The sequence below is a fragment of the Klebsiella aerogenes genome, assembly GCA_029027985.1.
Classification (GTDB): domain Bacteria; phylum Pseudomonadota; class Gammaproteobacteria; order Enterobacterales; family Enterobacteriaceae; genus Klebsiella; species Klebsiella aerogenes_A.
Genome location: CP119076.1, coordinates 2219898 through 2244618 on the forward strand (window position 1 = coordinate 2219898; position 24721 = coordinate 2244618).

Genomic DNA, 24721 nt, shown 5'->3' on the forward strand with positions numbered 1-24721 from the left:
GGGCACGATGCGCGCTGGCAACCTGTTTAGCCACCTGTTATTGTTCCGCTTATATATAACGGTGTTGATACCGTCACGATTCTCAACAGGAGCAAAGTATGTTTACTGGTATTGTGCAGGGGACGGCGAAAGTGGTGTCCATCGATGAGAAACCCAATTTCCGCACCCATGTGGTGGAGCTGCCGGCGCATATGCTCGATGGCCTGGAGACCGGGGCATCGGTGGCGCACAACGGCTGCTGCCTGACCGTTACCGAAATCGACGGCCCGCGCATCAGTTTTGATCTGATGAAAGAGACGCTACGTATCACTAACCTTGGCGCCGTGCATGAAGGCGATGTGGTTAACGTTGAACGTGCGGCTAAATTCAGTGATGAAATTGGCGGCCACCTGATGTCCGGCCATATTATGACAACCGCCGAAGTTGTTAAAATCCTCACCTCAGAAAATAACCGTCAGATTTGGTTTAAGGTGCAGGATCCGGCGTTGATGAAATATATCCTGTATAAAGGTTTCATCGGCGTTGATGGTATTAGCCTGACCGTCGGTGAAGTCACCCCGACCCGTTTCTGCGTACACCTGATCCCGGAAACGCTGCAACGCACCACGCTTGGCGTGAAAAAACTCGGCGATCGCGTGAATATCGAAATCGACCCGCAAACGCAGGCGGTGGTGGATACCGTAGAGCGTGTGCTGGCGGCAAAAGAAGCGGCGCACAAAAACGCGGAAGAATAATAAAGAGATGAAAAAGCCCCGGCAGATTTACCGTCTGCGGGGGCTTTTTTTAGCGGGCTACGCGCAAACCGTGCTCGACGCCGCGCGAGAAGACCACCTGCCAGAGCTGAATATCGCGGGCGCGGAAGGCGCCGGCGCAGGCATTCAGATAATAGCTGAACATTCGTTTGAAACGGTCCGAATAGTTATCGGCAATGTCCGGCCAACTGGCAAGGAAACGCTCGTACCAGGCCATCAACGTGGTGTCGTAATCGGCGCCAAAGTTATGCCAGTCCTCCATCACGAAATGCGATTCACTGGCGTCGGCAATATGTCGTACCGACGGCAGACAGCCGTTGGGGAAGATATATTTATTAATCCACGGATCGACATTGTGATCGGTAATTTTAGAGCCAATGGTGTGTAGCAGAAAACGACCGTTTGGTTTCAGATTACGATCGACGACCTCAAAATAGGTGGCGTAATTTTTCGGCCCGACGTGTTCGAACATCCCGACGGAAACAATACGATCAAAACTGTCGTGTAAATCACGATAGTCCTGCAGCAGAATATTAACGTCTAAACCCACACAGCGCTCCTGCGCCATTTTTTGTTGCTCAGCGGATATGGTCACGCCGGTTACGCTGACGTTGTAGTTTTTGGCCATGTAATAGGCCAGACCACCCCAGCCACAGCCGATATCCAGCACCCTCATTCCCGGTTCAAGCTGCAGTTTGCGGCAAATTAAATCTAATTTATCCTGCTGGGCTTGTTCCAGATTTTCGGCCTCTTTCCAGTAACCGCAGGAATATTGCATATACGGGTCGAGCATACGGTGGAAAAGGTCGTTGCCTAAATCGTAGTGTTCTTTGCCGACAATCCAGGAACGTTTTTTGCTTTGTAAATTGAACAGGCGAGCGCCAGCGATACGCAGAGTATCTTTGAAATGGTGGGGAAGTTGCTTATCCAGTCCGGCGTGCAACACCTTGTGGAAGAATATATCCAGGCGTTCGCATTCCCACCAGCCGTCCATATAGCTTTCACCTAAGCCGAGCGACCCTTCCTGTAATACCCGTTTAAAAAAGAGAGGGTTTTTTACCCGGATATCAGAGGGTGCGGAACCGTTGATACCAATTCCGGCACGGCCCAATAATTCAGCTGCAATCCGGTACCAATCATCGTTTGGTACACTTACTTCTTCTATACACGATGAACTCATAGCTTCTCCATCACGCCCAAGTGATCAGAACCTTAAAACAGCGTAGACGCTTTTTTGGCTTTGTGAGAAATCTCACGAAAAAATCGTGAGGGTGCTATCCGACGTAGAACAGAGGAAGGGAGATAACCCTTGCCGAAAGGCCTTCCATGGTGAAACGGGTCGCGTCCTGCTCCCGTTAATATCTAAAAAAATTTCTATTTATGTGATACCGGATCCAGTATAGGCCGCTAAAAACAGCCTTTCAATAAAAATATATTAGCAGGCTAATTACTGGTCCGGCATCCATTCAGTAAACATCAGGCGTGGGATGATTCGCTCACCAGCGATACGCGACGTTGCTGCATCCAGTAACCCACGCCTACCAGCACGATGGAGATCAGCATCACGCTGGTGGTGGTCAGCAGCGGGGTGGCGATCAGGCTGGAGACCAGCAGGCTTGCCAGGAAACACAGGCCAAGCTGCAACGTATTCTGCAGGGCGGCGGCGCGGCCCGTTGCCTGTGGGAAGGGTTTTAGCGCCTGGGCGACGACGATTGGGTAGATGCCGCCGTTGACGATAGCCATGATGCAGAACGGGATCATCAGACCAACCAGCGACGGGTCATCCTGCAGACCAACCAGCCAGGTAGCCGCGACGCTCAGCGCAAAGACGATCAGCAGCCAGGGCAGCATCTGATGGCCCGGCCATTTCTGCAACGCGGCGCGGCAGCCGTAACCGCCGACCAGGAAGGCGATGGTTTGTGGTACGTAGCTCAGGCCGATGACCGTCGGGCCGTAGCCCATTTCATGCAGGATAAACGGCGAACCGGTCAGCCAGGCGAAGAAGCTGGCGGAACAGGCGGCGTAAATTAAGACGTTACCGCTGTATTCACGCGAACTCAGCAGCGCCATGAAGGTCAATTTTTTCTGCGTGTCGCCAGCAGGTTTAATCACCGGTTTCAGGCGCAGTGCTGGCAGCATCAGCAGTAGCGTAATGGCAAACAACGTGGCGAAAATCGCTTGCCATTCCAGATGGACCAGCAACCAACTGCCGAGCAGCGGCGCCAGTGCGGGTGAAAGTCCGACCAGCGGCATGATGGTGGCGAAAATACGATTGATGCGCTGAGCTGGATAGTAATCGGTCACCATCGCCTGCCAGGTGACCGCTGCGGCGCACACGCCGATCGCCTGGATAAAGCGCAGTACCAGCATCAGGGTGGCATCGCGAACCCACAGCATTCCGAGACAGCCGAGGGCGAAAATCGTCAGACCCGCGAGCAAAATTGGTTTACGGCCATAGCGATCCGACAGGGGACCCCAGAACAACTGGCCGATGGCGAACCCGGCAAGAAACAGGCTCAGACTGGCGCTGACTGACGCCGCTGAGGTGTTGAGATCTTGCTGAATGGCGGCGAATGCCGGCAGATACATGTCGGTGGCCAGGAAGCCGAGTACGCTCAGGCCGGCCAGCCACACCAAAAATCCTTTCCCAGGTTGTTGCATAACATTCTCTTTTAACTGATGCAGGTATGATGCCGCAAAGTGTAGGGAGTGCAATTCGCCTTGTGAAACGCTAATATTTGTCACATGCGTTCAAAAATTTTGCAGGCAAAATATGTGGTCGGAATACTCGCTGGAAGTGGTTGATGCCGTGGCCCGTAACGGGAGTTTCAGCGCGGCAGCGCAGGAGCTACATCGCGTGCCCTCAGCGGTGAGCTACACAGTCCGTCAACTGGAGGAGTGGCTGGCGGTTCCTTTGTTTGAACGTCGTCACCGCGACGTTGAATTAACCCCGGCCGGAGTCTGGTTTTTACAGGAAGGGCGTTCTGTTATCAAAAAAATGCAGATCACCCGTCAGCAGTGTCAGCAAATTGCCAACGGCTGGCGCGGCCAGCTGTCGATCGCGGTCGACGATATTGTTAAGCCGGCGCGTATGCGCCAGATGATCGTTGATTTTTATCGTCATTTTACCGATGTTGAACTGATCGTTTTTCAGGAAGTATTTAACGGTGTCTGGGATGCGTTAGCTGATGGGCGCGTGGAGTTAGCTATCGGTGCAACACGTTCAATTCCTGTCGGGGGACGCTACGCCTTCCGTGATATGGGAATGCTTAACTGGCACTGCGTGGTGGCCAGCCATCATCCGCTGGCGCAGATGGAAGGGGCGCTCAGCGATGACGTGTTGCGCAACTGGCCGTCGCTGGTGCGCGAAGATACTTCACGCTCGCTGCCGAAGCGCACAACCTGGCTTCTGGATAATCAGAAACGAGTCGTGGTGCCGGATTGGGAATCCTCGGCTACCTGCCTTTCGGCAGGACTCTGCGTCGGGATGGTGCCGGGCCACTTTGCGCGTCCACGTATTGATAGCGGCGAATGGACGGCGCTGACGCTGGAAAACCCATTCCCGGATGCCGCCTGCTGTCTGACGTGGCAACAGAGCGATGCCTCACCGGCATTAAGCTGGTTACTGGGCTATCTTGGCGACAGCGAGACGTTGAACCGGGAATGGTTGCGGGCGCCGGAATAACCGACGCCGGAAGGGCGCTTAGCGGCGGTAATCGACGAAAGGACCGTCGGCGACCGAACGACGTTCGATCAGTCGCGGGTGTACTTCAATGGACTGCGACTCTTCGCGTTTATTAACAATACGATCGAGCAGCATATTGAAGGCCGCTTCCCCGAGCGAATCCTTCGGCTGGTGGATGGTGGTCAGCGCCGGACTGAAGTAGCGGGCGTTGCGCACATTATCATAACCGATCAGTGAAATGTCCTGCGGCACGCGCAAACCCATTTCGTCGGCCGCGCAGATCGCTCCCATCGCCATGATATCGCCGCCGCAGAAAACGGCAGTCGGGCGATGATGCTGATTCAGAATCTGCTGCATCGCGCGGTAGCCGGACTCCGGTTCAAAGTCGCCCTGAACCACCCAGTTTTCCGGCACGTTGATATGCGCTTCCTTCATCGCCTGCATAAACCCGGCCAGGCGTCCTGCGCCGGTATTACGCTCAAGCGGCCCTGGAATGACGCCAATCTCACGGTGCCCGCGTTCGATCAGGTAACGGCCGGCGATATAGCCGCCTTCAAAGGCGTTATCGATAACCGAGTCGGTGAAGTCCGCTTTCGCTTCGCCCCAGTCCATGACCACCATCGGAATATGGCGGTACTCTTCCAGCATGCTCAGTACGGACTCCGGATACTCGGAACACATCACCAGTAAGCCGTCTACGCGCTTCTGCGCCATCATCGACAGATAGGCGCGTTGCTTCTCCGGATCGTTCCACGCGTTGCCCAGAATCAGGGTATAACCTTTCTGGAAGCAGCTTTTCTCTACGGATTCGATAATTTCAGCGAAATAGGCCGCTTCGCTGCTGGTAGCCAGCAAACCGATCGATTTGGTGTGATTGACTTTTAGACTACGGGCCACGGCGCTCGGCGAATAGTGCAATTCTTTGATTGCCGCCCAGACTGCGTTGCGCGTCTCTTCCGCCACAAAACGAGTTTTGTTAATCACATGTGATACAGTTGTAGTGGAAACGTTTGCGCGTTTCGCCACATCTTTAATAGTTGCCATTACTTCTCACTCCAGACCTTGACCTGATCGTCTGATTATCAATACGTAAACGTTTGCCTATACACACCCTGTATACAATGCTCAACATTGCAACACCCGGGAAAACGACACAGAACGACAGGAAGGGGTCAATGGCCGATACGCTTTCAAATTAGCGTGGGATTTTGTCCGATCTTGGGGCAAAGGGGAAGAGCAAAAATGTGCATCACCCTAAATCCGGGGAGATTTTTGCATTATTTTGTGCAAAAATGAGCAAGCTCACTTTTCGTGTGGGGATAATCAGGGGAGAAAATTGATGAGTACAGATTTAAAGTTTTCGCTGATCACGACGATTATTGTTCTGGGTCTGATCGTCGCAGCCGGCCTGACGGCGGTACTACACTGATTTCACGGCGGGGGGGATTATTCCCTCCCGTTCTGCCATTATTCGCAAATCTGCAATAATCTTTTGTCATTTCGTTTACTTCTGTTTTTCTGTGATTGATGTCATCCTTTTGGCTTCTGATGCAATGCCGTGAATAAATGCGGCCTGATGGAGTCACTGAATGAAAATCAACTTTCCCTTATTAGCTTTGGCGATCGGTGCCTTCGGTATCGGTACGACCGAGTTTTCCCCGATGGGATTGCTGCCGGTCATCGCCAAAGGCGTAGACGTCTCTATCCCGGCGGCGGGGATGCTGATTAGCGCCTACGCCATTGGCGTAATGGTCGGGGCGCCATTAATGACTTTATTGCTGTCGCACCGTTCGCGCCGCAATGCGTTAATCTTCCTGATGGGTATTTTCACCCTCGGTAACGTACTTTCTTCTATTGCGCCGGATTACACCACGCTGATGCTGTCGCGTATTATTACCAGCCTCAACCATGGCGCGTTCTTTGGCCTTGGTTCGGTGGTTGCCGCGAGCGTGGTGCCGAAACACAAACAGGCCAGCGCCGTCGCCACCATGTTTATGGGGCTGACCATTGCCAATATCGGTGGCGTACCGGTAGCCACCTGGCTTGGTGAAACCATTGGCTGGAGAATGTCATTCCTCGCCACGGCGGGTCTGGGGCTGATCTCGATGATAAGCCTGTGGTTCTCTCTGCCGAAAGGAAGCGCAGGCGAGCGCCCGAATGTGAAGCGCGAACTGTCGGTACTGATGCGACCTCAGGTGCTGTCCGCCTTGTTAACCACCGTTCTTGGCGCAGGGGCGATGTTCACGCTGTACACCTATATTTCTCCGGTGCTGCACACTATCACTCACGCCGCGCCGCTGTTTGTTACCGCGATGCTGGTGTTGATTGGTATCGGTTTCTCGCTCGGGAATTACCTGGGGGGGAAATTCGCCGACCGTTCTGTTTCCGCCACCCTGAAAGGCTTTCTGCTGCTACTGATCGCTATTATGCTGGCTATTCCGCTGCTGGTGCAGTCGCAACTGGGTGCCGCCGTGAGTATGGTGGTCTGGGGCGCGGCAACCTTCGCGGTCGTTCCGCCGTTGCAGATGCGTGTGATGCGAGTAGCGCATGAAGCTCCCGGCCTGTCGTCTTCAGTCAACATTGGCGCGTTCAACATGGGCAACGCGCTGGGCGCGGCAGCGGGCGGTGCGGTAATTTCCGGCGGTCTGGGCTACACCTTTGTTCCGGTGATGGGCGCGATTATTGCCGGACTGGCATTGGTGGTCGTGCTGCTGGGCGGACGTGCTCAGCCAGAAGAGGCATTGGCGAAAAACTAAGCTTCATTGAGATGAAAAAAAACCGCAGAGGGGAGAACCCTGCTGCGGTTTTTGTTTTTATGCAGCCAGATTGGCGGCAACAAACTTCCAGTTAACCAGCGCCCAGAAGTGTTCCAGATAGTTAGGACGGGCATTGCGGTAGTCGATGTAGTAGGCGTGTTCCCACACATCAACGGTCAGCAGCGGCGTAGCGTCGGTGGTCAGCGGGGTGCCAGCGTTGCTGGTGGAAACGATAGCCAGGCTGCCGTCCGCATTTTTCACAAGCCAGGTCCAGCCAGCGCCAAAGTTTTTCGCGGCTGCATCGGTGAATTTCGCTTTAAACTCAGCGAAGCTGCCGAAGGATTTGGCAATGGCTGCCGCCAGGTCGCCTTCCGGCTCACCGCCGGCGTTCGGCGCCAGGCAGTTCCAGTAGAAGGTGTGGTTCCAGACCTGCGCGGCGTTATTGAAGACGCCACCTTCAGAAGAGCGAACGATCTCTTCCAGGGATTTGCCTTCAAAAGCTGTGTCTTTGATCAGGTTGTTGAGGTTGGTCACGTAGGCCTGGTGGTGCTTACCGTAGTGGTATTCCAGGGTTTCTGCGGAAATGTGCGGCGCCAGGGCGTCTTTTGCATATGGTAATGCAGGTAATTCGAACGACATTGCTACTCTCCTTATAACTTTTTGTTTTTTCTCACATTAATTAGGTGATGGCTAACCTGAATACAGCATTGTCTGTACTTCGCTGTCGCGAGTGTGACATGTTATTGTGTTGAGAATGTTAACATTTGCTGAAGGCAGTTAAAAGACTTACAACAAGAAAGGTTATTGGTTGCCGCGTGGGGGGATTGCCGCCGTAGCGGCAAACTGAGCTTAAGCGCACATTTTTAGCGAATGGTTTTTGGCGTCATCACGCGGCGTGCGCCGACATAGTGACGAACCCAGTAATCTTCGCTTAATGAGGTTATCTGAATATCGCGGCCGGTACGCGGCGACTGAATAAACTTACCGTTGCCGACGTAGACGCCAACGTGGTCGGCGGTGCCGCGTCCGCGGGTGCGGAAGAAGACCAGATCGCCGCTCTGCAGCTCGTCGCGGTCAACCGGGCGAGCGTCGCGCAAATGGTACATTTCGTTAGCGGTGCGCGGAATATGGATTTTGACCAAATCTTTATAGGCGTAATAAACCAGACCGCTGCAATCAAAGCCGGTACGCGGCGAGGATCCGCCCCAACGGTAGGGCTTGCCAATTTGATCCATCAGTTTATTCATGGCGGTACTCTGCGCTTTTTGCACGCGTGCTTTATGCGCGTCGGCAATCGTCAGATTCGGCTCGTCAGCAACTGGTTTACAGCGCTTTTTATAGCCTTTACGCACCACGCATTGGCTCTTCACGCTGTTTAGCGCAAGAGTCGATTCTTCGCTGGATTTTACCGTTTTCGCACACTGCTTTTTATAACCTTTACGCAACACGCACTTCTTCGTGGCACCGGCGGCCTGACGATTGAGGGCGGTTTGGCTTGCTGCGGTAGTGCGGGTAGGGTGCTTAGAACTCGAGGTTTTTTTACTGGCGGTTTTAGCGGTGGATTTGGATTTATGCTGCGTTGCTTTTTTCTTACGCTCGGCGGTGGTGCCTTTTGCCGGATGCGCCTTCGGCGTAGCCGAAGCGTGCGTATGCCCTGAAGCATGCGCCAATGGCGTAAGCGAGATAGATGTAAACAGTAATGCACAGAGCGATATCGCGATTTTATTGAGCCGCGCCACTGAGCAATCCCCTGATTAAATTACAGACATATACCTATGCCTGACGGTGAATGACAAACCGGAATAATTCTAAAGCATAAAAAGCCAGAAAGTTAATACTCTTTTGTATCTAAAATGTCGTTTGGTTAACGATTGCAAAAAAATAAGTCAGACAATCGCCATCTCGTACATAAAATGCGCAATGCGCCTTGCGAGACACGATAAAGTGATATTTTTAAGGCAACTTCAGGCGACAGAAGATAAAATGTGACGAGTGAAAAAATGTTATTATCGGTCCTGCGTCCAGGACGCTACAATGACAAATTACTGCCGTAAAGATGTTTAAGGAAGCACGACAATGAGCACCACTTTAGAAACGATCCAACGTCAAATCGCTGAAAACCCAATTCTGCTGTACATGAAAGGCTCTCCGAAGCTGCCGAGCTGCGGCTTTTCCGCTCAGGCAGTGCAGGCGCTGTCCGCCTGTGGCGAACGTTTTGCTTACGTCGACATCCTGCAGAACCCGGATATCCGCGCTGAGCTGCCGAAATACGCTAACTGGCCGACCTTCCCGCAGCTGTGGGTTGACGGTGAACTGGTTGGCGGTTGCGACATCATCATCGAAATGTATCAGCGCGGCGAACTGCAGCAGCTGATCAAAGAAACGGCCGCGAAGCACAACGCTGACGAGCCAAAAGCAGAGTAATTTTTTCGCTGCAACGAAAAAAGCGACTTCCCGGGAAGTCGCTTTTTTTATCGCTTATGCTTCGACCGGCGGTAACGGCCAGCCGCCAAGACGCTTCCAGCGGTTGACGATTTCGCAGAACAGCTGGGCCGTTTGCTCGGTGTCATACAGCGCGGAGTGGGCCTGGGCGCCATCGAATGCCATTCCTGCCGCGATGCAGGCTTTAGACAACACGGTTTGTCCTAACGCCAGCCCGCTCAGGGCGGCGGTATCGAAGGTCACGAAAGGGTGGAACGGATTGCGCTTCAACCCCGCGCGCTCGGCGGCGGCCATGGTAAAACTGTGATCGAAGGTCGCGTTGTGCGCCACCATAATCGCGCGGCTGCAATCGCTCTCTTTCATGCCTTTGCGGACCATCTTGAAAATCGCGTGCAGGGCATCGTATTCACTCACCGCGCCGCGTTCAGGATCGTTCGGGTTAATCCCATTAAAAGCCAGCGCTTCCGGCTGCAGGTTAGCGCCTTCGAAGGGCTCTATGTGAAAATGCAGCGTTTCATCCGGCATCAGCCAGCCCTGCTCATCCATCTTCAACGTAATAGCGGCGATTTCCAGCAGGGCGTCGGTTTTGGCATTAAACCCGGCGGTCTCAACATCAATTACCACAGGATAAAAACCGCGAAAACGGCCGCACAGACCATTAAGTTGAGCGTTCTCGGACATCAGATTCTCTTAGCTGGAAAAAAGTAGCGCGCATTATGGCAAATTTTGCCGCGCCTTCGAAGGGCTCTATGTGAAAATGCAGCGTTTCATCCGGCATCAGCCAGCCCTGCTCATCCATCTTCAACGTAATAGCGGCGATTTCCAGCAGGGCGTCGGTTTTGGCATTAAACCCGGCGGTCTCAACATCAATTACCACAGGATAAAAACCGCGAAAACGGCCGCACAGACCATTAAGTTGAGCGTTCTCGGACATCAGATTCTCTTAGCTGGAAAAAAGTAGCGCGCATTATGGCAAATTTTGCCGCGCCTTGCAGCAGGAAGGGGATAAAACAACGGGCGCGCGTGCGCCCGGGATAACTTAATTGCCGAGACCTTTCCCGGCATCTTTCTCTTCGATAAGCTCGATTTTGTAGCCGTCCGGATCTTCAACGAACGCGATAACCGTGCTGCCGCCTTTCACCGGGCCAGCTTCGCGGGTGACGTTGCCGCCGTTCTGGCGAATACGTTCGCAGGCTTCTGCCGCGTTGTCGACGCTCAGCGCGATGTGACCGTATGCGCTGCCGAGTTCGTATTGATCCACGCCCCAGTTATAGGTCAGCTCAATAACCGCGGTATCGCTCTCTTCGCCGTAGCCGACGAAAGCCAGCGAGTATTTATACTCAGGGTTTTCGCTGGTGCGCAGCAGCTTCATGCCCAGGACGTTGGTGTAAAACTCGATAGAACGTTGCAGGTCGCCAACGCGTAGCATGGTGTGAAGTAAGCGCATAATATCCCCTATGCAGTTTGTTTGGTACATCAGAGTCTTGAGTATAGCGGCGATGGTACGCCGCTATCAATGGAGGGATTACAGCGTCGGATAATCGGTATAACCTTCCGCGCCGCCGCCGTAGAAGCTTTCCGGGCGCTGCGGGTTCAGCGCCGCTTTTTTCTGCAGACGCGCGACCAGATCCGGGTTGGCGATGTAATCGCGGCCAAAGGCCACGGCATCGATCAGCCCTTTGTTGATAAGGTCGTTGGCTTTTTCCACCGTATAGGCGCCTGCGCCGATAATCGCGCCAGGGAAGCGGTCACGAACTTTTTGGCGGAACGCGTCGCTGTATGGCTGGCCGCCAGCCCAGTCCGGTTCGGACATATGCAGATAGGCGATACCACGTTTAGCCAGCTGTTCAATCAGATACAGCGCATCGGCTTCTTCGTCAGGGCCGTTATCGACGTTCTGGAAACTGCCAATCGGCGACACGCGGATACCGATACGGTCAGCGCTCCACTCTTTGCTTACGGCGTCGACGACGTCGAGCACCAGGCGAGCGCGATTCTCCACGCTGCCGCCGTACTGGTCGGTACGCTGGTTAGAGGATGGCGACAGGAACTGGTGCAGCAGATATCCGTGCGCGGAGTGCAGTTCAACCAGATCGAAACCAGCATCGCGGGCGTTGCCTACCGCCTGGCGGAAATCGTCAACGATCCCCGGGATTTCGCTGGTCTCCAGCGCGCGCGGCATGGAGGTATCGGCGCGAATCGCGTGCCCGTTTTCATCGCGCAGGGAGGTGCGGGTGCCAGCGCTCAGCGCCGATGGCGCCACCGGCGCCGCGCCACCTGGCTGCAGACTGTTATGCGAAATACGCCCGGTGTGCCACAGTTGGACGGCAATATGGCCGTTTTCAGCATGTACCCCAGCAGTGATTTTCTGCCATGCGGCGATTTGTTCAGGGCTGTGCAGGCCCGGCGCGCCGGCATAACCTTTCGCCTGAGCGGAAATCTGCGTCGCTTCGGAGATAATCAACCCGGAGCTGGCGCGCTGGCGATAGTATTCCGCCATCAGCGGAGTAGGGATGTCGCCTGGCTCGATGCTGCGCAGACGCGTCAGCGGCGCCATGAATACGCGATTAGGTACGGTAATCGCACCTACTTTCAATGGGTTGAACAATTTGGATTCCGACATAATGGCTCCTGAGTAGACCGGTCGTCTTGTAACCTGTTAAATAAAAGCGCCTTTAAATCGCAGGCGCTGCAATGATCTGTTTGGCGTGGGCAAGGGCGCTTTCCAGCGGCGTTGCGCTACGCGTAATTTTGGCCTGCAGATTGGCGCCGAGCCACAGTGAATACAGCACCTGCGACAGGGTGATGGCGTCGCCATCAAACTGCAGACTGCCTTCCCGGCGGCCTTTCTCCAGCGCTTCGCCCAGTAGAGCGATAATCTGGCTGGCGCCTTTATCCATCGCGGTACGCATATCTTCCGACAGGTCGCAGACTTCCGCCGATAGCTTAACGGTTAGACAGCCGCTGATCATGCCCTGCTGGTAAAACTGATTCAGCGTGTGCTGGTAATAGGCCAGCAGGCGATCGCGATAGTTGCCTTCTCCGTGATCGAAGTGCTCGACCAGATGCTGCAGATATCCGGTGTAGTGATGTTCGAGCAGCGTGACGCCGAAGGCTTCTTTGGAGCGAAAGTAATGATAGAAAGAGCCCTTAGGCACTTCCGCCGTTTTCAAAAGTTCGCTTAAACCCATTCCGGTAAAACCACGATGCATGCACAACTGCTCGCCGGTGGCCAGAATATGTTCTCGGGTATCGCATTCGCTATGTCTGTTCATGCGGCTCACTGTAGTAGACCGATTGGTCTAATGCAAGCAAAATGATCGCCGTTCATGGTTAGCAGAGGTAACAAAAGTTGCGCACTGGCGATGAAACGTCTTCAATGAGAGACAGAGAGAACGAACAGGAGAGCGGTGGTGGCAGAGCAGCTGGAGTTTTTCCCGGTACAAAGTCCGTGCCGGGGAATTTGTCAGTCCGACGATCGCGGTTATTGCCGTGGCTGCTTTCGCAGCCGTGATGAGCGTTTCAACTGGCAAAAAATGAGCGATGCGCAGAAACAAGATGTTCTGCGTCTGTGTCGCCAGCGTCTGCTGCGTAAAATTCGCTCGACTAAGCAGGAGCCAGCGGAAGAACCGCAGCAACCCTCACTGTTTTAAGGATAAATGTGCGTATACTCAGAACACTTTTTTGTTGAGGAAGCGTTTATGGTTCAGCGTATTGCTATGGCTCCGCAGGGGCCGGAATTTTCACGTTTTGTTATGGGCTACTGGCGTCTGATGGACTGGAATATGTCTGCCGAGTCGCTGGCGGGCTTTATTGAGCAGCACCTGGATCTGGGGATTACCACCGTCGACCACGCCGATATTTACGGCGATTATCGGTGTGAAGCCACTTTTGGCGAAGCGTTGAAACGCGTGCCGCATCTGCGTAGCCGTATGGAAATTGTCAGCAAATGCGGGATTGCGACCAAAGCGCGCGCGGAAAACGCGATTGGCCACTATATTACCGACCGCGACCACATTATCCTCAGCGCCGAACAATCTCTGCGTAATCTGGCGACCGATCATCTCGATCTCCTGCTGATCCACCGCCCGGATCCGTTGATGGATGCCGATGACGTCGCTGAAGCCTTTATGGCCCTGCATCATAGCGGGAAGGTGCGCCATTTTGGCGTCTCTAACTTTACGCCTGCGCAGTTTACGTTATTGCAATCGCGTCTGCCGTTCACCCTGGCGACTAACCAGGTTGAGTTGTCGCCGGTACATCAGCCGCTGTTGCTTGACGGCACCCTTGATCAACTGCAGCAGTTGCGTATTCGTCCTATGGCCTGGTCCTGTCTCGGCGGCGGGCGCCTGTTCAACGAAGAGAGCTTCCAGCCGCTGCGCGACGAACTGGCGCAAGTGGCTCAGGAACTTAATGCCGAAAGCATCGAACAGGTCGTGTATGCCTGGGTGCTGCGCCTGCCGTCAAAACCGTTGCCGATTATCGGCTCGGGTAAAATCGAGCGTGTGCGTTCGGCGATTGTGGCGGAAAAACTGAATATGACGCGCCAGCAGTGGTTCCGTATTCGTAAAGCCGCGCTGGGTTACGACGTGCCGTAAGCCACATTGGGCCTCCGGATCCGGTTTCCTGGTTTACACTTATCAGGGATAAAGCCAATCCGGAGGTGTTATGCAACGATGTATCCTCGCAATGCTTTCCCTCGCATTTTGCGCTGGCGCTCAGGCCGCCAGTGAAGATGTCACGCTCAATCTCGTGACCAGCCAAAGTGTCGGTCAGGCTATCGGCAGCGTTAACATTACTGAAACCGATAAAGGTCTTGAGTTTACCCCTGATTTACGGGCGCTTCCGCCCGGCAAACACGGCTTTCATATTCATGCCGAAGGTAGCTGCCAGCCAGCGATAAAAGACGGTAAAGCGGTGGCGGCCGGGGCAGCCGGGGGCCATTTCGACCCACAGCATACCGGCAAACATGAAGGGCCGTTAGGCGCAGGCCACCTTGGCGATTTGCCGTTGCTGGTGGTGAATGCTGATGGTGTGGCTAACCAGCCGGTGGTTGCGCCGCGTTTGAAAACCCTGGCGGAAGTGAAAGGGAAAGCGCTGATGGTGCATGTCGGCGGTGATAATATGGCCGACAGTCCGCAGCCGCTGGGCGGCGGCGGCGAACGCTTTGCCTGTGGGGTGATTAAGTAGTTCTTTCGGTGATGGTGCCCGCTATCGGCGCCTGCTCCAGCTGCGATAGCGAGCAGTACAACCGCCAGATAATTGCCGCCAGCTCCTTTGCCGCCGGTTGGTGGTGGTGGCTGAGGGTGTCGCAAATCCGCTGCAGTTCCTGCAGGGTGGAGGCCAGAGGCCGCTGCTGGACGCCGCGCTCGCTCATTACGTCGCGCAACAGGCTGATGCACATGTCGCGCACCTGTGATAACGGGTCAGAGCGTGTCTCCCATTCACGTAGCTGCCAGACCACGTGCGAACAGTTAAGTAGCACCACGCCCCAGCGTAGCAGCCAGCGACGCGCCAGCGCGTCCTGACTGTTACTTAACTGACTAATGTGGTGATAGACCAGCGATTCAAACTCATGTTCGCTATGCTGCGGATGGCGGCTTAGCTGATCGACAAAGTGACGCCGTAACGCACGAATATGGCGACGGCTCTTGCGCGCGTCTGAACCAGGGCTGATAACCGCAAAGGCCAGCCAGGCAAGGCCTACGCCGATGATTTTGCCGAGGTTATCATTAAGAAACGACGCAAAATCATAAACCGGCGGGTTAGTGACTGAAATGAACGATCCCATGAATACAATGAGCTGTCCCCATAAACCGGCGAGCTTCGGCATTTGCAATTTTAATAGCTGCATGGTGATCAGTAGCGGAAAAAGGAACAGTAAAAACTGCCACAGATCGGTTATCTGCACCATCAAGCCAAACTTGACGACGAAGCTGAAAAGCGACAACAGCACCAGGGTGCGCATCAGCAAGGTGAGCGACTTGAAGGGCGACGGCGACACCGAATAAAGCACGCAGCTAATGGCGGCGAGCGTTAGCGCGGCGGCGCATGCTTCCCACTGAGTACTGATTCCCCAGGCGCCGACGGCGACCAGCGCGCAGAAGGTCCGCAATCCATTCCATAACGCTTCCGCCTGATCGGTATGACGTGACAGTGCGGGCGCCGAAGGGACATTGAATTCGGTAATGGCGCTGGCATTCTCAATACGGCGGATCCAGCGGCTACTCTCAAGGTAAATACGGCAGAAATAACGCAGACGCTTCCAGAATGCCAGATGGCGGTAGTCGGCGTTGGGGCCGGGCGCTAGCGGCACCAGGAGTCGCGCCACGCTATAGGTATCGGCTCGCGGGTTGGTTAATTCACTGAGCAACGCTTCCAGCGTCAGGCGAGTATTGTCCGGCGCATCCGGCCAGTTCAGTAACATCCGCCGTAGACTGGAGATGACGCTGGTCATCCGCAGTTGCTGATGCAGCAGATAGTTCAGTAGCGGGTTTTGCCGACGGAAACGGTAGTGGCTCCAGAAGGCTTGAATACGCAACAGGTTCATGGTCAGGATTTGACCAATTACGCTTTCATGAGCGGCGCGGATCGCATCGGTGGTTTCCGGAACCCAGAGTAGGCTGGCGTGCTCCAGCAGCCGGGCGTGCATATTTTTCAGCGCAGTCAGCAGCGTGGTGCCATCCGAGGTGCTGGGCAGTATCATCATCATAAAGCCGCCGCACAATATCCCGACGATGACTTCACATACCCGCGACTGGGCGATGGTCCACAGCTCGTTGACGTCGGTAATGTTGATAACCGGGAAGGCGATGATAGCGCAGGTATAGCCTGCCAGTTGGAAGGCGTAAGCGACGTTATTGGTAAACATCGCGCAGGCCCAGGTACACAGGGCAATCCACGCGGAGATGCTGAATAAGAATAGCCACGGGTCGTTAAGCGTATGACCCGCCAGCAGCAGCGCAGCGCAGGCGCCAAGCAGGCTGCCGGCAATTCGACCAAAGCTCTTACTGATCACGCCGCCGACGGTCGGGAAGCTGACAACCGCCGCTGAAGTCATCGCCCAGTAAGGCTCATCGAGATTCAGCGCATAGGCGATACTTAACGCCAGACACATGGCGATGCCGTTGCGCAACGCGTAGCGCCACTGCGGGCGGCTGGTTTTAAACCACGGCAGTGATTGCCAGCGCAGAGCCTGGAGCTTCATCACTGTCCGCCAATCGATACGGTACAGGTGGTGCCTGAAACCAGCGTGATGTCCGCAGGGAGTTTGTCGAATTCAATACGTACCGGTACGCGCTGCGCCAGACGGACCCAGGGAATATTCGGCTTGATATTGGCGACCAGCTCTGAACCGCCCTCGACGCTCTGGTCAACAATGGCTCGGCCAATACTGGATACGTGACCCTGTAACGTTTTTTTACTGCTATAGAGAATCACCTGAGCGCTATCGCCCTCGCGAATATGACGCAGCTTTGTCTCTTCGAAATAGCCCAATACATAGAAGGAGTGGCTATCAACCAGGGCAAATACCGGATGGCCGACGGTGGCGTAATCGCCGACTCGTGTTGACAGGTTGGTTATCCAACCGTCTACCGGGGCTTTAATTTCGGTTTGCGTTTGCTGCCATTGCGCGTGTTCCAGTGCGGCCTGCGCGACGCCAACCATGGCTTTTGCAGCCTCAAGATTCGTATTGGCAGTATTCAACGCGGTATTGACGCTCTCCATATCTTCAGTGGAAATGAAGTTTTGCGACAGGCTGCGACGGCGGGCGACGTCGCTGGCGGCTTTACTTTGCTCCGCTTTGGTTTTTGCCAACCCGGCTTTTGCTTTTGCCAGTTGCGCCTGCGCATTCAACACCGCAATACGGTATGGCGTATCGTCAATACGAAACAGGACGTCGCCAGCTTTGACCAGTTGGTTATCTTTTACATTCAACTGCAGAATACTGCCGGAGACCTGTGGAGTGATGCCAACCTGTTCGGCGCGGATTTTACCATCTCGGGTCCACGGTGATTGGGTGTAATAGTTCCATACCAGCCAGGCAGCGATGATAGCGATGGCGGCAATAATCAAGGTCGATAGATATTTTAGTTTCTTCATCAGTGAGCATCACAAGAGAGTCAGGAGAACCAGCGCCAGGCAAACGGATAACGCGAACAGGGAAAGGTCCATTAGCAGGGGATGCCAGATTTCGCCGGCGTACATCCAGTCTCGCAGCTGACGATGAGCGATTAACCAAATGAAGAAACCGAGTACGACGGCTTTAAATAACGGAGGAAAATAGATAGATGCGCCGAACACCAGGTCCTGTAGCGACAATCCGGGAGTGTTAAGACTCAGTTTCACAAGCAAAAATCCTTTGCCGTTGCAGGGATAATGTTCTGGCCATGAATATGTTCACATTGTAAATCATTGTCTTGATTTTAGTGAATCAAGTAATTCATTTGTTTTGATAATTTAAATGCTGCACACTATTCTAAAAGTAGTATAATAACTTAGCAAGCTAATTATAAGGAGATGAAATTGGAATCGCCACTTGGTTCTGATCTGGCACGTTTGGTACGCGTTTGGCGCGCGCTGATCGACCATCGCCTGAAACCTCTGGAGTTAACACAGACGCACTGGGTCACGCTGCATAACATTCATCAGCTACCTCCTGAGCAGTCGCAAATCCAGTTGGCCAAGGCCATTGGTATCGAACAGCCTTCTTTGGTGCGCACGCTGGATCAACTGGAGGAGAAAGGGCTTATTTCTCGCCAGACGTGTGCAAACGATCGCCGGGCGAAACGTATCAAACTTACGGAAAAAGCTGAACCGCTGATCAATGAAATGGAAGAAGTGATCGGCAAAACGCGTGATGAAATCCTTGCTGGCGTCTCAAAGCAGGAAGTCGAAACGTTGCTCAACTTAATCCGTAAACTTGAAAACAATATCCTCGATCTCCAGTCAAAAGACTAGCCTGGTTCAGCTGGCCGCGCAGCGTGCATTGCGACGGTGAGCCGCAAAGAGGGAGAAAGACATCTCCTTCTGCCTTGCTATTCAGGGCCTTGAGTTTTCAGGGCCCTTTTTATTATTCCTTCCAGACCACCACGCGATTACGACCGCCGTTTTTGGCATCGTACATCGCCTTATCTGCTCGTTGTACACACTCTTCTGCTGAAAGTTGCGCGTCAGCGGCGGTATAAACCCCCATGCTTATCGTCATGCGTTCCGGCACCGCTTCTTGTTCACGACTCACCATTTGGCGGATACGCTCGGCAATCGCCAGCGCATCATCGGTGCGAGTGTTGACCAGCAGCAGCGCAAATTCTTCTCCGCCGATACGGGCGGCGATGTCATCCCTACGGACATGGTTTTGCAGCACGCTGGCGGTGAACTGAATAACCTTGTCGCCCTGTACATGGCCGTAATTATCGTTGATACGTTTGAAATGATCGAGGTCGCTGACGATAACAGACAGTGGCTGCTTTGCCGATGTCTGCGGTAGCAATCCATTGAGGGTGTCGTAAAAATGGCTGCGGTTATACAGTCGGGTCAGCGGATCGCGAATAGAGTTCTGGTATGAATCGATGTACTTGTTGTTAGATTCGCGATAGAGGATGAAGACGTCACTTAACAGGACGAACAGCATAAACAGGGTGCTTAAGGTTTCAAACAGCCGGGCCTGGTTCCACGCGATAATATAATAGTTATCCGTTGCCGTCAGTAAAACGTTAATGGTAAACATATAGGCGGCACAAAAGAATGCGCCGCTGTACCAGAAAATATTACGTAAGCGGGTTAACGTCACCAACAATATTAATGTCAACACCCATGCGGAAAATAAGGGCCAGCCGATCCAATCACGCCATAATGGCGTGAATGTGCTGGTAATGTCATCAATAAGGTCGATGCTCAATAATAGACTATTGCTTGAATGTAACCAGGATAAGCTCAGAATAGCCGCGCTAAATAAAAAGCAGCTTGTCAATACTAGCATATGCACGCTAGTTGCTTGCTTAATTTTATGACGAAAATGATATAAAATGATGGCAGTGATGAATAATAATACCATCAATATATTTCGGAAAGAATAAAAGATTAGCGCGTCATTTTGTTTAACAATGTATGCGCTGTTACACAAAAGCCAGCCGGGATAACTGCTGAGTGTACCGAGCATGAGCAGGGCGGAACTGGCGAAAGCACAGGCTATGGGCATCAGATACAGCCGGTTTTTATCACACCAGTATTTCATACTCATAAAGCAGGCAATAGTGATATGAAAAATCATTAAAATAATCGTCAAAAAAGGGAACAACGGTAACGGTGTCGTAGGAATACGATGAATTAATGAATTGGACAGTGAATCTATCGCAATAATTGCCAGGCTGCAGACAATAACATATATGAATATGCGGTGTGATAAACGTTTGAGATTTACAGACATAGACAAACTCCCGCAATAAAAGGACGGCAAAAACGACGTTAAGATCGTAAAATGAAAATGGCAGTCTTCAAGCTAACGAAAAAATAATCGTAAAATATTGCGCAAGCGCAAATTGTCGCTGGCTAGCGTAAATTAATTTCGAGATATTGATGTGGTAAATGATTTGGTGCGGAATTATTGCGGGTGAATATAAATGCGGCCAATTAAGGCCGCATTTAAAAGATTTAGCGCGGGGAAACGGTCACCTGACTGCCGCTGCCGGCAATCGCGACACGCTGGCCGACGGAGAACGGGGTGTTGCCCTGTTTCTGTACCACCATGATGGTGTTGCCATCATCTTTGCGGATTTCCAGCTCGACACCCTGAGTTTTGTTCATCGCGCCCTGTACGCCCTGGCCTGCTACGCCGCCGGCGACTGCGCCTGCTGCGGTGGCAAGAGAACGACCGGTACCGCCGCCGATGGTGTTACCAAGGAAGCCGCCAAGCACCGCGCCACCAATGGCGCCGATAGCATTGCTGTCGTCGCCGCTTTGGATCTGGACCGCACGGGTATGCACAATGGTACCGTAGGTCACGCTTTGCACCTGTTTGGCTTCGGATGCAGAGTAAACATCACCGGACAGGCCGCTGCTGCTTACACAGCCAGCGAGGGTTAAGCCAATCATCGAAACAGCCAAAACACGTAAAATCATCTATGAATCTCCTGTGTACCAAAAATGTTCCAGTGAACTTCCATGTGGTCAATTATATGGCATTTAAGCGTTCGCTGGCATAGCTTCCTTATGGACTGTTTAAAAATAATAAGGTTCGCTTGAACCAGGACTAAACGTAAGCTCTTTACATTACAAATAATCCAGGACGATCTATTGTTAAAAAGTATTAGCGTAGCATGGCATTGACCGCCGCTTTGTGATGCACTGGTGGTACTTCAACAGTCATGGAATGAGGGTAGGCGTATGAAATCAGGTCGTTTTATTGGCGTAATGTCCGGCACCAGCCTTGATGGCGTTGACGTCGTTCTGGCGACAATAAATGAAAACATGGTGGCGCAGCAGGCGAGCCTCTCGTACCCCATACCCGTAAACCTGAAAGAAGATATTCTCGCCATTTGCCAGGGGCAGCAACTGACCTTATCACAACTCGGGCGTCTGGATACCCGTTTAGGCCGCCTGTTTGCCGATGCGGTGTCGTCGCTGATGCGCCAGGAAAATCTCCAACCGGCGGATGTTGTCGCTATCGGCTGCCACGGTCAAACCGTGTGGCATGAACCCCTCGGCGATGCGCCGCACACCATGCAAATTGGTGATAACAATCAGATTGCGGCCCATACCGGCGTTACGGTGGTTGGCGATTTTCGCCGCCGCGATATGGCGCTTGGCGGCCAGGGTGCGCCGTTAGTTCCGGCCTTCCATCAAGCGCTATTGGCGCATCCGCTCGAAAGACGAATGGTGCTCAATATCGGCGGGATCGCCAACCTCTCCTTGCTGGTGCCGGGCCAGCCGGTGCGCGGCTACGATACGGGACCGGGGAATATGCTGATGGATGCCTGGATTTGGCGGCAGTGCGGTAAACCCTATGACAAAGACGCGCAGTGGGCTAACGAGGGGAAAGTATTGTTGCCGTTGCTGCAGGATATGCTGAGCGATCCGTGGCTTGCATTACCTGCGCCGAAGAGTACCGGACGTGAGTATTTTAATTACGGCTGGCTGGAAAAACATCTGGCGCGCTATCCAGGCCTGCGGGCGCAGGATGTACAGGCTACGCTGACTGAGCTGACCGCGGTAACCATCAGTGAGCAGGTTTTGTTAAGCGGCGGCTGCGAGCGTTTGTTAGTTTGCGGCGGCGGGGCGCGAAACCCACTGTTGATGGCGCGTCTGGCGGCGCAACTGCCGGGTACCGAGGTGACCACTACCGACGATGCCGGTATCAGCGGCGATGATATGGAAGCATTGGCCTTTGCGTGGCTGGCGTGGCGAACGCTCGCTGGGTTACCCGGCAATCTGCCTTCCGTCACCGGTGCCAGCGAAGCGACGGTGCTTGGCGCCATTTTCCCCGAGAATCGAGTGCAGAATCAGAGTTAACTGAAGTTGCTATTTTTTGTTTACCGGTAAACTGGACGTAGTTATAGGAGGGCGGCATGTCCTCCTGACCGGGAGAGTCGAAGGCATACTCATGAAAAAAATTCTTATCGCTGTTGTACCTTTTATGCTGGCGGGCTGCAGCTACTACAACCAATTCGTTGAGCGGATGCAGACGGACACGCTTGAGTATCAGTGCGACCAGAAACCGTTGACCGTCCATCTTAATAATTCTCGTCAGCAGGTCAGCTTTATCTACGACAACCAGCAGTTAAACCTGGCTCAAGGGCTGTCGGCTTCCGGTTCGCGCTACACTGACGGCGTATATGTGTTCTGGTCGAAGGGCGATAGCGCGACGGTCTATAAACACGATCGCGTAGTACTGGATAACTGCCAGCTGCAGACGGCTAAACGTTGAGATTTCTGTTACGGGGGCGCACAATAACGCCACCCTATAGCAATGATCTCAATGGTTATGTCTGATAACGACGAATTGCAGCAAATCGCGCATCTGCGCCGTGAATATACCCGTGGCGGCCTTCGTCGCCACGATCTTCCCGCTGAACCTCTGGCGCTATTTGAACGTTGGCTGCGTCAGGCCTGCGACGCTAAACTCGCCGATCCCACGGCGATGGTGGTCGCGACCGTCGATGAAAACGGTCAGCCGTATCAGCGCATCGTGCTGTTAAAGCATTATGATGAAAAAGGGCTGGTGTTCTATACCAACCTGGGTAGCCGTAAAGCGCACCAAATTGAAAAAAATCCCCATATCAGCCTGTTATTCCCGTGGCATATGCTGGAGCGCCAGGTGATGGTGATCGGCCAGGCCGAACGTCTGTCGACGCTGGAAGTGGTCAAATACTTCCACAGTCGCCCGCGCGATAGCCAAATTGGCGCCTGGGTTTCCCAACAGTCCAGTCGTATCTCAGCTCGCGGGATCCTGGAAAGCAAATTCCTTGAACTGAAACAGAAATTCCAGCAGGGCGAAGTCCCTTTGCCGAGTTTCTGGGGCGGTTTCCGCGTCAGTATTGAACAAATGGAATTCTGGCAGGGCGGCGAACACCGTCTGCATGACCGCTTTTTATACCAGCGGCAAAATGATGGCTGGCAAATCGACCGTCTGGCGCCATAAAGGACGCAAAATGTTGTTTTAAGCGCTGGTGCTACGTGCTCCGGCGCTTTATTCTATGTACCTTTCGCGTCTGGCGAAAAGTCGTGTACCGGCAAAGGTGCAGTCGTTTATACATGGAGAATTTGATGGCAAGCAGTAACTTGATTAAACAATTGCAAGAGCGGGGGCTGGTAGCCCAGGTGACGGACGAGGAAGCGTTAGCAGAGCGACTGGCGCAAGGCCCGATCGCGCTCTATTGCGGCTTCGATCCTACCGCTGACAGCTTGCATTTGGGGCATCTTGTTCCATTGTTATGCCTGAAACGCTTCCAGCAGGCGGGCCACAAGCCTGTGGCGCTGGTCGGCGGCGCGACCGGTCTGATTGGCGACCCGAGCTTTAAAGCCGCTGAGCGTAAACTCAACACCGAAGATACCGTGCAGCAGTGGGTGGATAAGATCCGCAAACAGGTTGCGCCGTTCCTCGATTTCAACTGCGGCGACAACTCGGCGATTGCCGCCAATAACTACGACTGGTTCGGCGGCATGAATGTGCTGACCTTCCTGCGTGACATCGGCAAGCACTTCTCTGTCAACCAGATGATCAACAAAGAAGCGGTGAAGCAGCGTCTGAACCGTGACGATCAGGGGATCTCCTTCACCGAGTTCTCCTATAACCTGCTGCAGGGTTATGACTTCGCCTGCCTGAATAAACTGCATGGCGTTGCGCTGCAAATCGGTGGTTCCGACCAGTGGGGCAACATCACCTCCGGTATCGACCTGACCCGCCGCCTGCATCAGAACCAGGTGTTTGGCCTGACTGTGCCGCTGATCACCAAAGCCGACGGTACCAAATTCGGTAAAACTGAAGGCGGCGCGGTATGGCTGGATCCGAAAAAAACCAGTCCGTACAAATTCTACCAGTTCTGGATTAACACCGCGGATGCCGATGTGTATCGCTTCCTGAAGTTCTTCACCTTCATGGACATTGAAGAGATCAATGCGTTGGAAGAAGAAGACAAGAACAGCGGTAAAGCGCCGCGCGCGCAGTATGTGCTGGCTGAGCAGGTAACGCGTCTGGTGCATGGCGAAGACGGTCTGGAAGCGGCGAAACGCATTACTGAAAGCCTGTTCAACGGCAACCTGAGCGATCTGAGCGAAGCGGACTTCGAACAGTTGGCGCAAGACGGCGTGCCGATGATCGAAATGGAAAAAGGCGCCGATCTTCTGCAAGCGTTGGTGGATTCTGAGCTGCAGCCGTCCCGCGGCCAGGCGCGTAAAACCGTGGCCTCCAATGCGGTGACCATCAACGGCGAAAAACAGTCCGACCCGGAATATGTCTTTAGCGATAGCGACCGCCTGTTTGGCCGCTACACGTTACTGCGTCGCGGTAAGAAGAATTACTGCCTGGTTTGCTGGAAATAAAAATTAAAACCAGGGCGTGGGAAACCACGCCCTTTTTCTTTTTAGGG

27 protein-coding genes and 1 pseudogene are annotated in these 24721 nt (G+C 53.6%); 13 read left to right on the plus strand and 15 right to left on the minus strand.

The window, feature by feature from the left end; translation table 11 throughout:
* Nucleotides 1-98: 98 nt before the first annotated feature.
* Nucleotides 99-734 (plus strand): riboflavin synthase subunit alpha, encoded by a 636-nt coding sequence (locus PYR66_10585; protein ID WEF30097.1) that lies wholly within the window; start codon nucleotides 99-101, stop codon nucleotides 732-734.
* A gap of 49 nt (nucleotides 735-783) precedes the next feature.
* Here the strand turns inward: PYR66_10585 and cfa are convergent, their stop codons facing one another.
* Both cfa and punC read right to left on the minus strand, forming a co-directional pair.
* Nucleotides 784-1932, minus strand: coding sequence for a cyclopropane fatty acyl phospholipid synthase (gene cfa / locus PYR66_10590; protein WEF30098.1), 1149 nt, complete (start codon nucleotides 1930-1932; stop codon nucleotides 784-786).
* Between the two features lie 296 nt (nucleotides 1933-2228).
* On the minus strand, nucleotides 2229-3413 hold the full coding sequence (punC, locus tag PYR66_10595; protein WEF30099.1) for a purine nucleoside transporter PunC: 1185 nt from the start codon (nucleotides 3411-3413) through the stop codon (nucleotides 2229-2231).
* 112 nt (nucleotides 3414-3525) lie between these two features.
* Here punC and punR point away from each other — a divergent pair, with 112 nt between their 5' ends.
* Nucleotides 3526-4437 (plus strand): DNA-binding transcriptional activator PunR, encoded by a 912-nt coding sequence (gene punR / locus PYR66_10600; protein WEF30100.1) that lies wholly within the window; start codon nucleotides 3526-3528, stop codon nucleotides 4435-4437.
* An 18-nt stretch (nucleotides 4438-4455) separates the two neighbouring features.
* Here punR and purR read toward each other — a convergent pair whose 3' ends face one another.
* Nucleotides 4456-5481, minus strand: coding sequence for an HTH-type transcriptional repressor PurR (purR, locus tag PYR66_10605; GenBank protein WEF30101.1), 1026 nt, complete (start codon nucleotides 5479-5481; stop codon nucleotides 4456-4458).
* 295 nt (nucleotides 5482-5776) lie between these two features.
* Here purR and PYR66_10610 point away from each other — a divergent pair, with 295 nt between their 5' ends.
* On the plus strand, nucleotides 5777-5866 hold the full coding sequence (locus PYR66_10610) for a YnhF family membrane protein (protein ID WEF30102.1): 90 nt from the start codon (nucleotides 5777-5779) through the stop codon (nucleotides 5864-5866).
* Nucleotides 5867-6026: 160 nt separating this feature from the next.
* Complete coding sequence (locus PYR66_10615) at nucleotides 6027-7193, plus strand: MFS transporter (GenBank protein ID WEF30103.1); 1167 nt, start codon at nucleotides 6027-6029, stop codon at nucleotides 7191-7193.
* Between the two features lie 57 nt (nucleotides 7194-7250).
* Here the strand turns inward: PYR66_10615 and sodB are convergent, their stop codons facing one another.
* Both sodB and PYR66_10625 read right to left on the minus strand, forming a co-directional pair.
* Nucleotides 7251-7832 carry a superoxide dismutase [Fe] gene (gene sodB / locus PYR66_10620; protein WEF30104.1) on the minus strand — a complete coding sequence of 194 codons (582 nt, stop codon included), beginning with the start codon at nucleotides 7830-7832 and terminating at the stop codon, nucleotides 7251-7253.
* A gap of 224 nt (nucleotides 7833-8056) precedes the next feature.
* The gene (locus PYR66_10625; GenBank protein WEF30105.1) at nucleotides 8057-8932 is read right to left on the minus strand and encodes an NlpC/P60 family protein; all 876 of its coding nucleotides are present in this window, start codon (nucleotides 8930-8932) and stop codon (nucleotides 8057-8059) included.
* Nucleotides 8933-9269: 337 nt separating this feature from the next.
* Here PYR66_10625 and PYR66_10630 point away from each other — a divergent pair, with 337 nt between their 5' ends.
* Nucleotides 9270-9617, plus strand: coding sequence for a Grx4 family monothiol glutaredoxin (locus PYR66_10630; GenBank protein WEF30106.1), 348 nt, complete (start codon nucleotides 9270-9272; stop codon nucleotides 9615-9617).
* A 54-nt stretch (nucleotides 9618-9671) separates the two neighbouring features.
* On the opposite strand, the gene rnt is transcribed toward PYR66_10630, so the two are convergent.
* From rnt to PYR66_10655, 5 genes and pseudogenes are all read right to left on the minus strand, one after another.
* Nucleotides 9672-10316 carry a ribonuclease T gene (gene rnt, locus PYR66_10635; GenBank protein ID WEF30107.1) on the minus strand — a complete coding sequence of 215 codons (645 nt, stop codon included), beginning with the start codon at nucleotides 10314-10316 and terminating at the stop codon, nucleotides 9672-9674.
* A 49-nt stretch (nucleotides 10317-10365) separates the two neighbouring features.
* Nucleotides 10366-10569 (minus strand): annotated as a pseudogene (locus PYR66_10640) (exonuclease domain-containing protein).
* 105 nt (nucleotides 10570-10674) lie between these two features.
* Nucleotides 10675-11082 carry a lactoylglutathione lyase gene (gene gloA / locus PYR66_10645; GenBank protein WEF30108.1) on the minus strand — a complete coding sequence of 136 codons (408 nt, stop codon included), beginning with the start codon at nucleotides 11080-11082 and terminating at the stop codon, nucleotides 10675-10677.
* A gap of 78 nt (nucleotides 11083-11160) precedes the next feature.
* Nucleotides 11161-12258 (minus strand): alkene reductase, encoded by a 1098-nt coding sequence (locus PYR66_10650; protein WEF30109.1) that lies wholly within the window; start codon nucleotides 12256-12258, stop codon nucleotides 11161-11163.
* Nucleotides 12259-12310: 52 nt separating this feature from the next.
* Complete coding sequence (locus PYR66_10655) at nucleotides 12311-12910, minus strand: TetR/AcrR family transcriptional regulator (GenBank protein ID WEF30110.1); 600 nt, start codon at nucleotides 12908-12910, stop codon at nucleotides 12311-12313.
* 135 nt (nucleotides 12911-13045) lie between these two features.
* Between PYR66_10655 and PYR66_10660 the strand changes: the two genes are divergently transcribed.
* The 3 genes from PYR66_10660 (at nucleotide 13046) to sodC (ending at nucleotide 14825) form a co-directional block, all read left to right on the plus strand.
* On the plus strand, nucleotides 13046-13288 hold the full coding sequence (locus tag PYR66_10660; protein ID WEF30111.1) for a DUF1289 domain-containing protein: 243 nt from the start codon (nucleotides 13046-13048) through the stop codon (nucleotides 13286-13288).
* Nucleotides 13289-13336: 48 nt separating this feature from the next.
* The gene (locus PYR66_10665; protein ID WEF30112.1) at nucleotides 13337-14233 is read left to right on the plus strand and encodes an aldo/keto reductase family oxidoreductase; all 897 of its coding nucleotides are present in this window, start codon (nucleotides 13337-13339) and stop codon (nucleotides 14231-14233) included.
* A 70-nt stretch (nucleotides 14234-14303) separates the two neighbouring features.
* Complete coding sequence (sodC, locus tag PYR66_10670) at nucleotides 14304-14825, plus strand: superoxide dismutase [Cu-Zn] SodC (GenBank protein ID WEF30113.1); 522 nt, start codon at nucleotides 14304-14306, stop codon at nucleotides 14823-14825.
* Here the strand turns inward: sodC and PYR66_10675 are convergent.
* From PYR66_10675 to PYR66_10685, 3 genes are read right to left on the minus strand one after another with little or no spacing between them, the layout of a single operon-like run.
* Nucleotides 14818-16842: an FUSC family protein gene (locus PYR66_10675; protein ID WEF30114.1), complete on the minus strand. Its 2025-nt coding sequence runs from the start codon at nucleotides 16840-16842 to the stop codon at nucleotides 14818-14820. The genes sodC and PYR66_10675 overlap by 8 nt on opposite strands.
* The gene (locus PYR66_10680) at nucleotides 16842-17738 is read right to left on the minus strand and encodes an HlyD family secretion protein (protein WEF30115.1); all 897 of its coding nucleotides are present in this window, start codon (nucleotides 17736-17738) and stop codon (nucleotides 16842-16844) included. The genes PYR66_10675 and PYR66_10680 overlap by 1 nt, the downstream gene beginning before the upstream one ends.
* 9 nt (nucleotides 17739-17747) lie before the next feature.
* Nucleotides 17748-17984 (minus strand): DUF1656 domain-containing protein, encoded by a 237-nt coding sequence (locus PYR66_10685; protein WEF30116.1) that lies wholly within the window; start codon nucleotides 17982-17984, stop codon nucleotides 17748-17750.
* Nucleotides 17985-18155: 171 nt separating this feature from the next.
* Between PYR66_10685 and slyA the strand changes: the two genes are divergently transcribed.
* A complete protein-coding gene (gene slyA, locus PYR66_10690) occupies nucleotides 18156-18596 on the plus strand; it encodes a transcriptional regulator SlyA (GenBank protein ID WEF30117.1) in 441 nt (146 codons plus the stop codon).
* 112 nt (nucleotides 18597-18708) lie between these two features.
* Here slyA and PYR66_10695 read toward each other — a convergent pair whose 3' ends face one another.
* The gene (locus PYR66_10695; GenBank protein WEF30118.1) at nucleotides 18709-20064 is read right to left on the minus strand and encodes a GGDEF domain-containing protein; all 1356 of its coding nucleotides are present in this window, start codon (nucleotides 20062-20064) and stop codon (nucleotides 18709-18711) included.
* A gap of 224 nt (nucleotides 20065-20288) precedes the next feature.
* Nucleotides 20289-20756, minus strand: coding sequence for an outer membrane lipoprotein SlyB (gene slyB / locus PYR66_10700; GenBank protein ID WEF30119.1), 468 nt, complete (start codon nucleotides 20754-20756; stop codon nucleotides 20289-20291).
* Between the two features lie 264 nt (nucleotides 20757-21020).
* Between slyB and anmK the strand changes: the two genes are divergently transcribed.
* From anmK to tyrS, 4 genes are all read left to right on the plus strand, one after another.
* Complete coding sequence (gene anmK, locus PYR66_10705; GenBank protein WEF30120.1) at nucleotides 21021-22145, plus strand: anhydro-N-acetylmuramic acid kinase; 1125 nt, start codon at nucleotides 21021-21023, stop codon at nucleotides 22143-22145.
* A 91-nt stretch (nucleotides 22146-22236) separates the two neighbouring features.
* Complete coding sequence (mliC, locus tag PYR66_10710) at nucleotides 22237-22560, plus strand: C-type lysozyme inhibitor (GenBank protein ID WEF30121.1); 324 nt, start codon at nucleotides 22237-22239, stop codon at nucleotides 22558-22560.
* A 57-nt stretch (nucleotides 22561-22617) separates the two neighbouring features.
* Nucleotides 22618-23274, plus strand: a complete 657-nt coding sequence (gene pdxH / locus PYR66_10715) for a pyridoxamine 5'-phosphate oxidase (protein ID WEF30122.1) — start codon at nucleotides 22618-22620, stop codon at nucleotides 23272-23274.
* Between the two features lie 125 nt (nucleotides 23275-23399).
* Nucleotides 23400-24674 carry a tyrosine--tRNA ligase gene (gene tyrS, locus PYR66_10720; GenBank protein WEF30123.1) on the plus strand — a complete coding sequence of 425 codons (1275 nt, stop codon included), beginning with the start codon at nucleotides 23400-23402 and terminating at the stop codon, nucleotides 24672-24674.
* The last annotated feature ends 47 nt before the right edge of the window (nucleotides 24675-24721 follow it).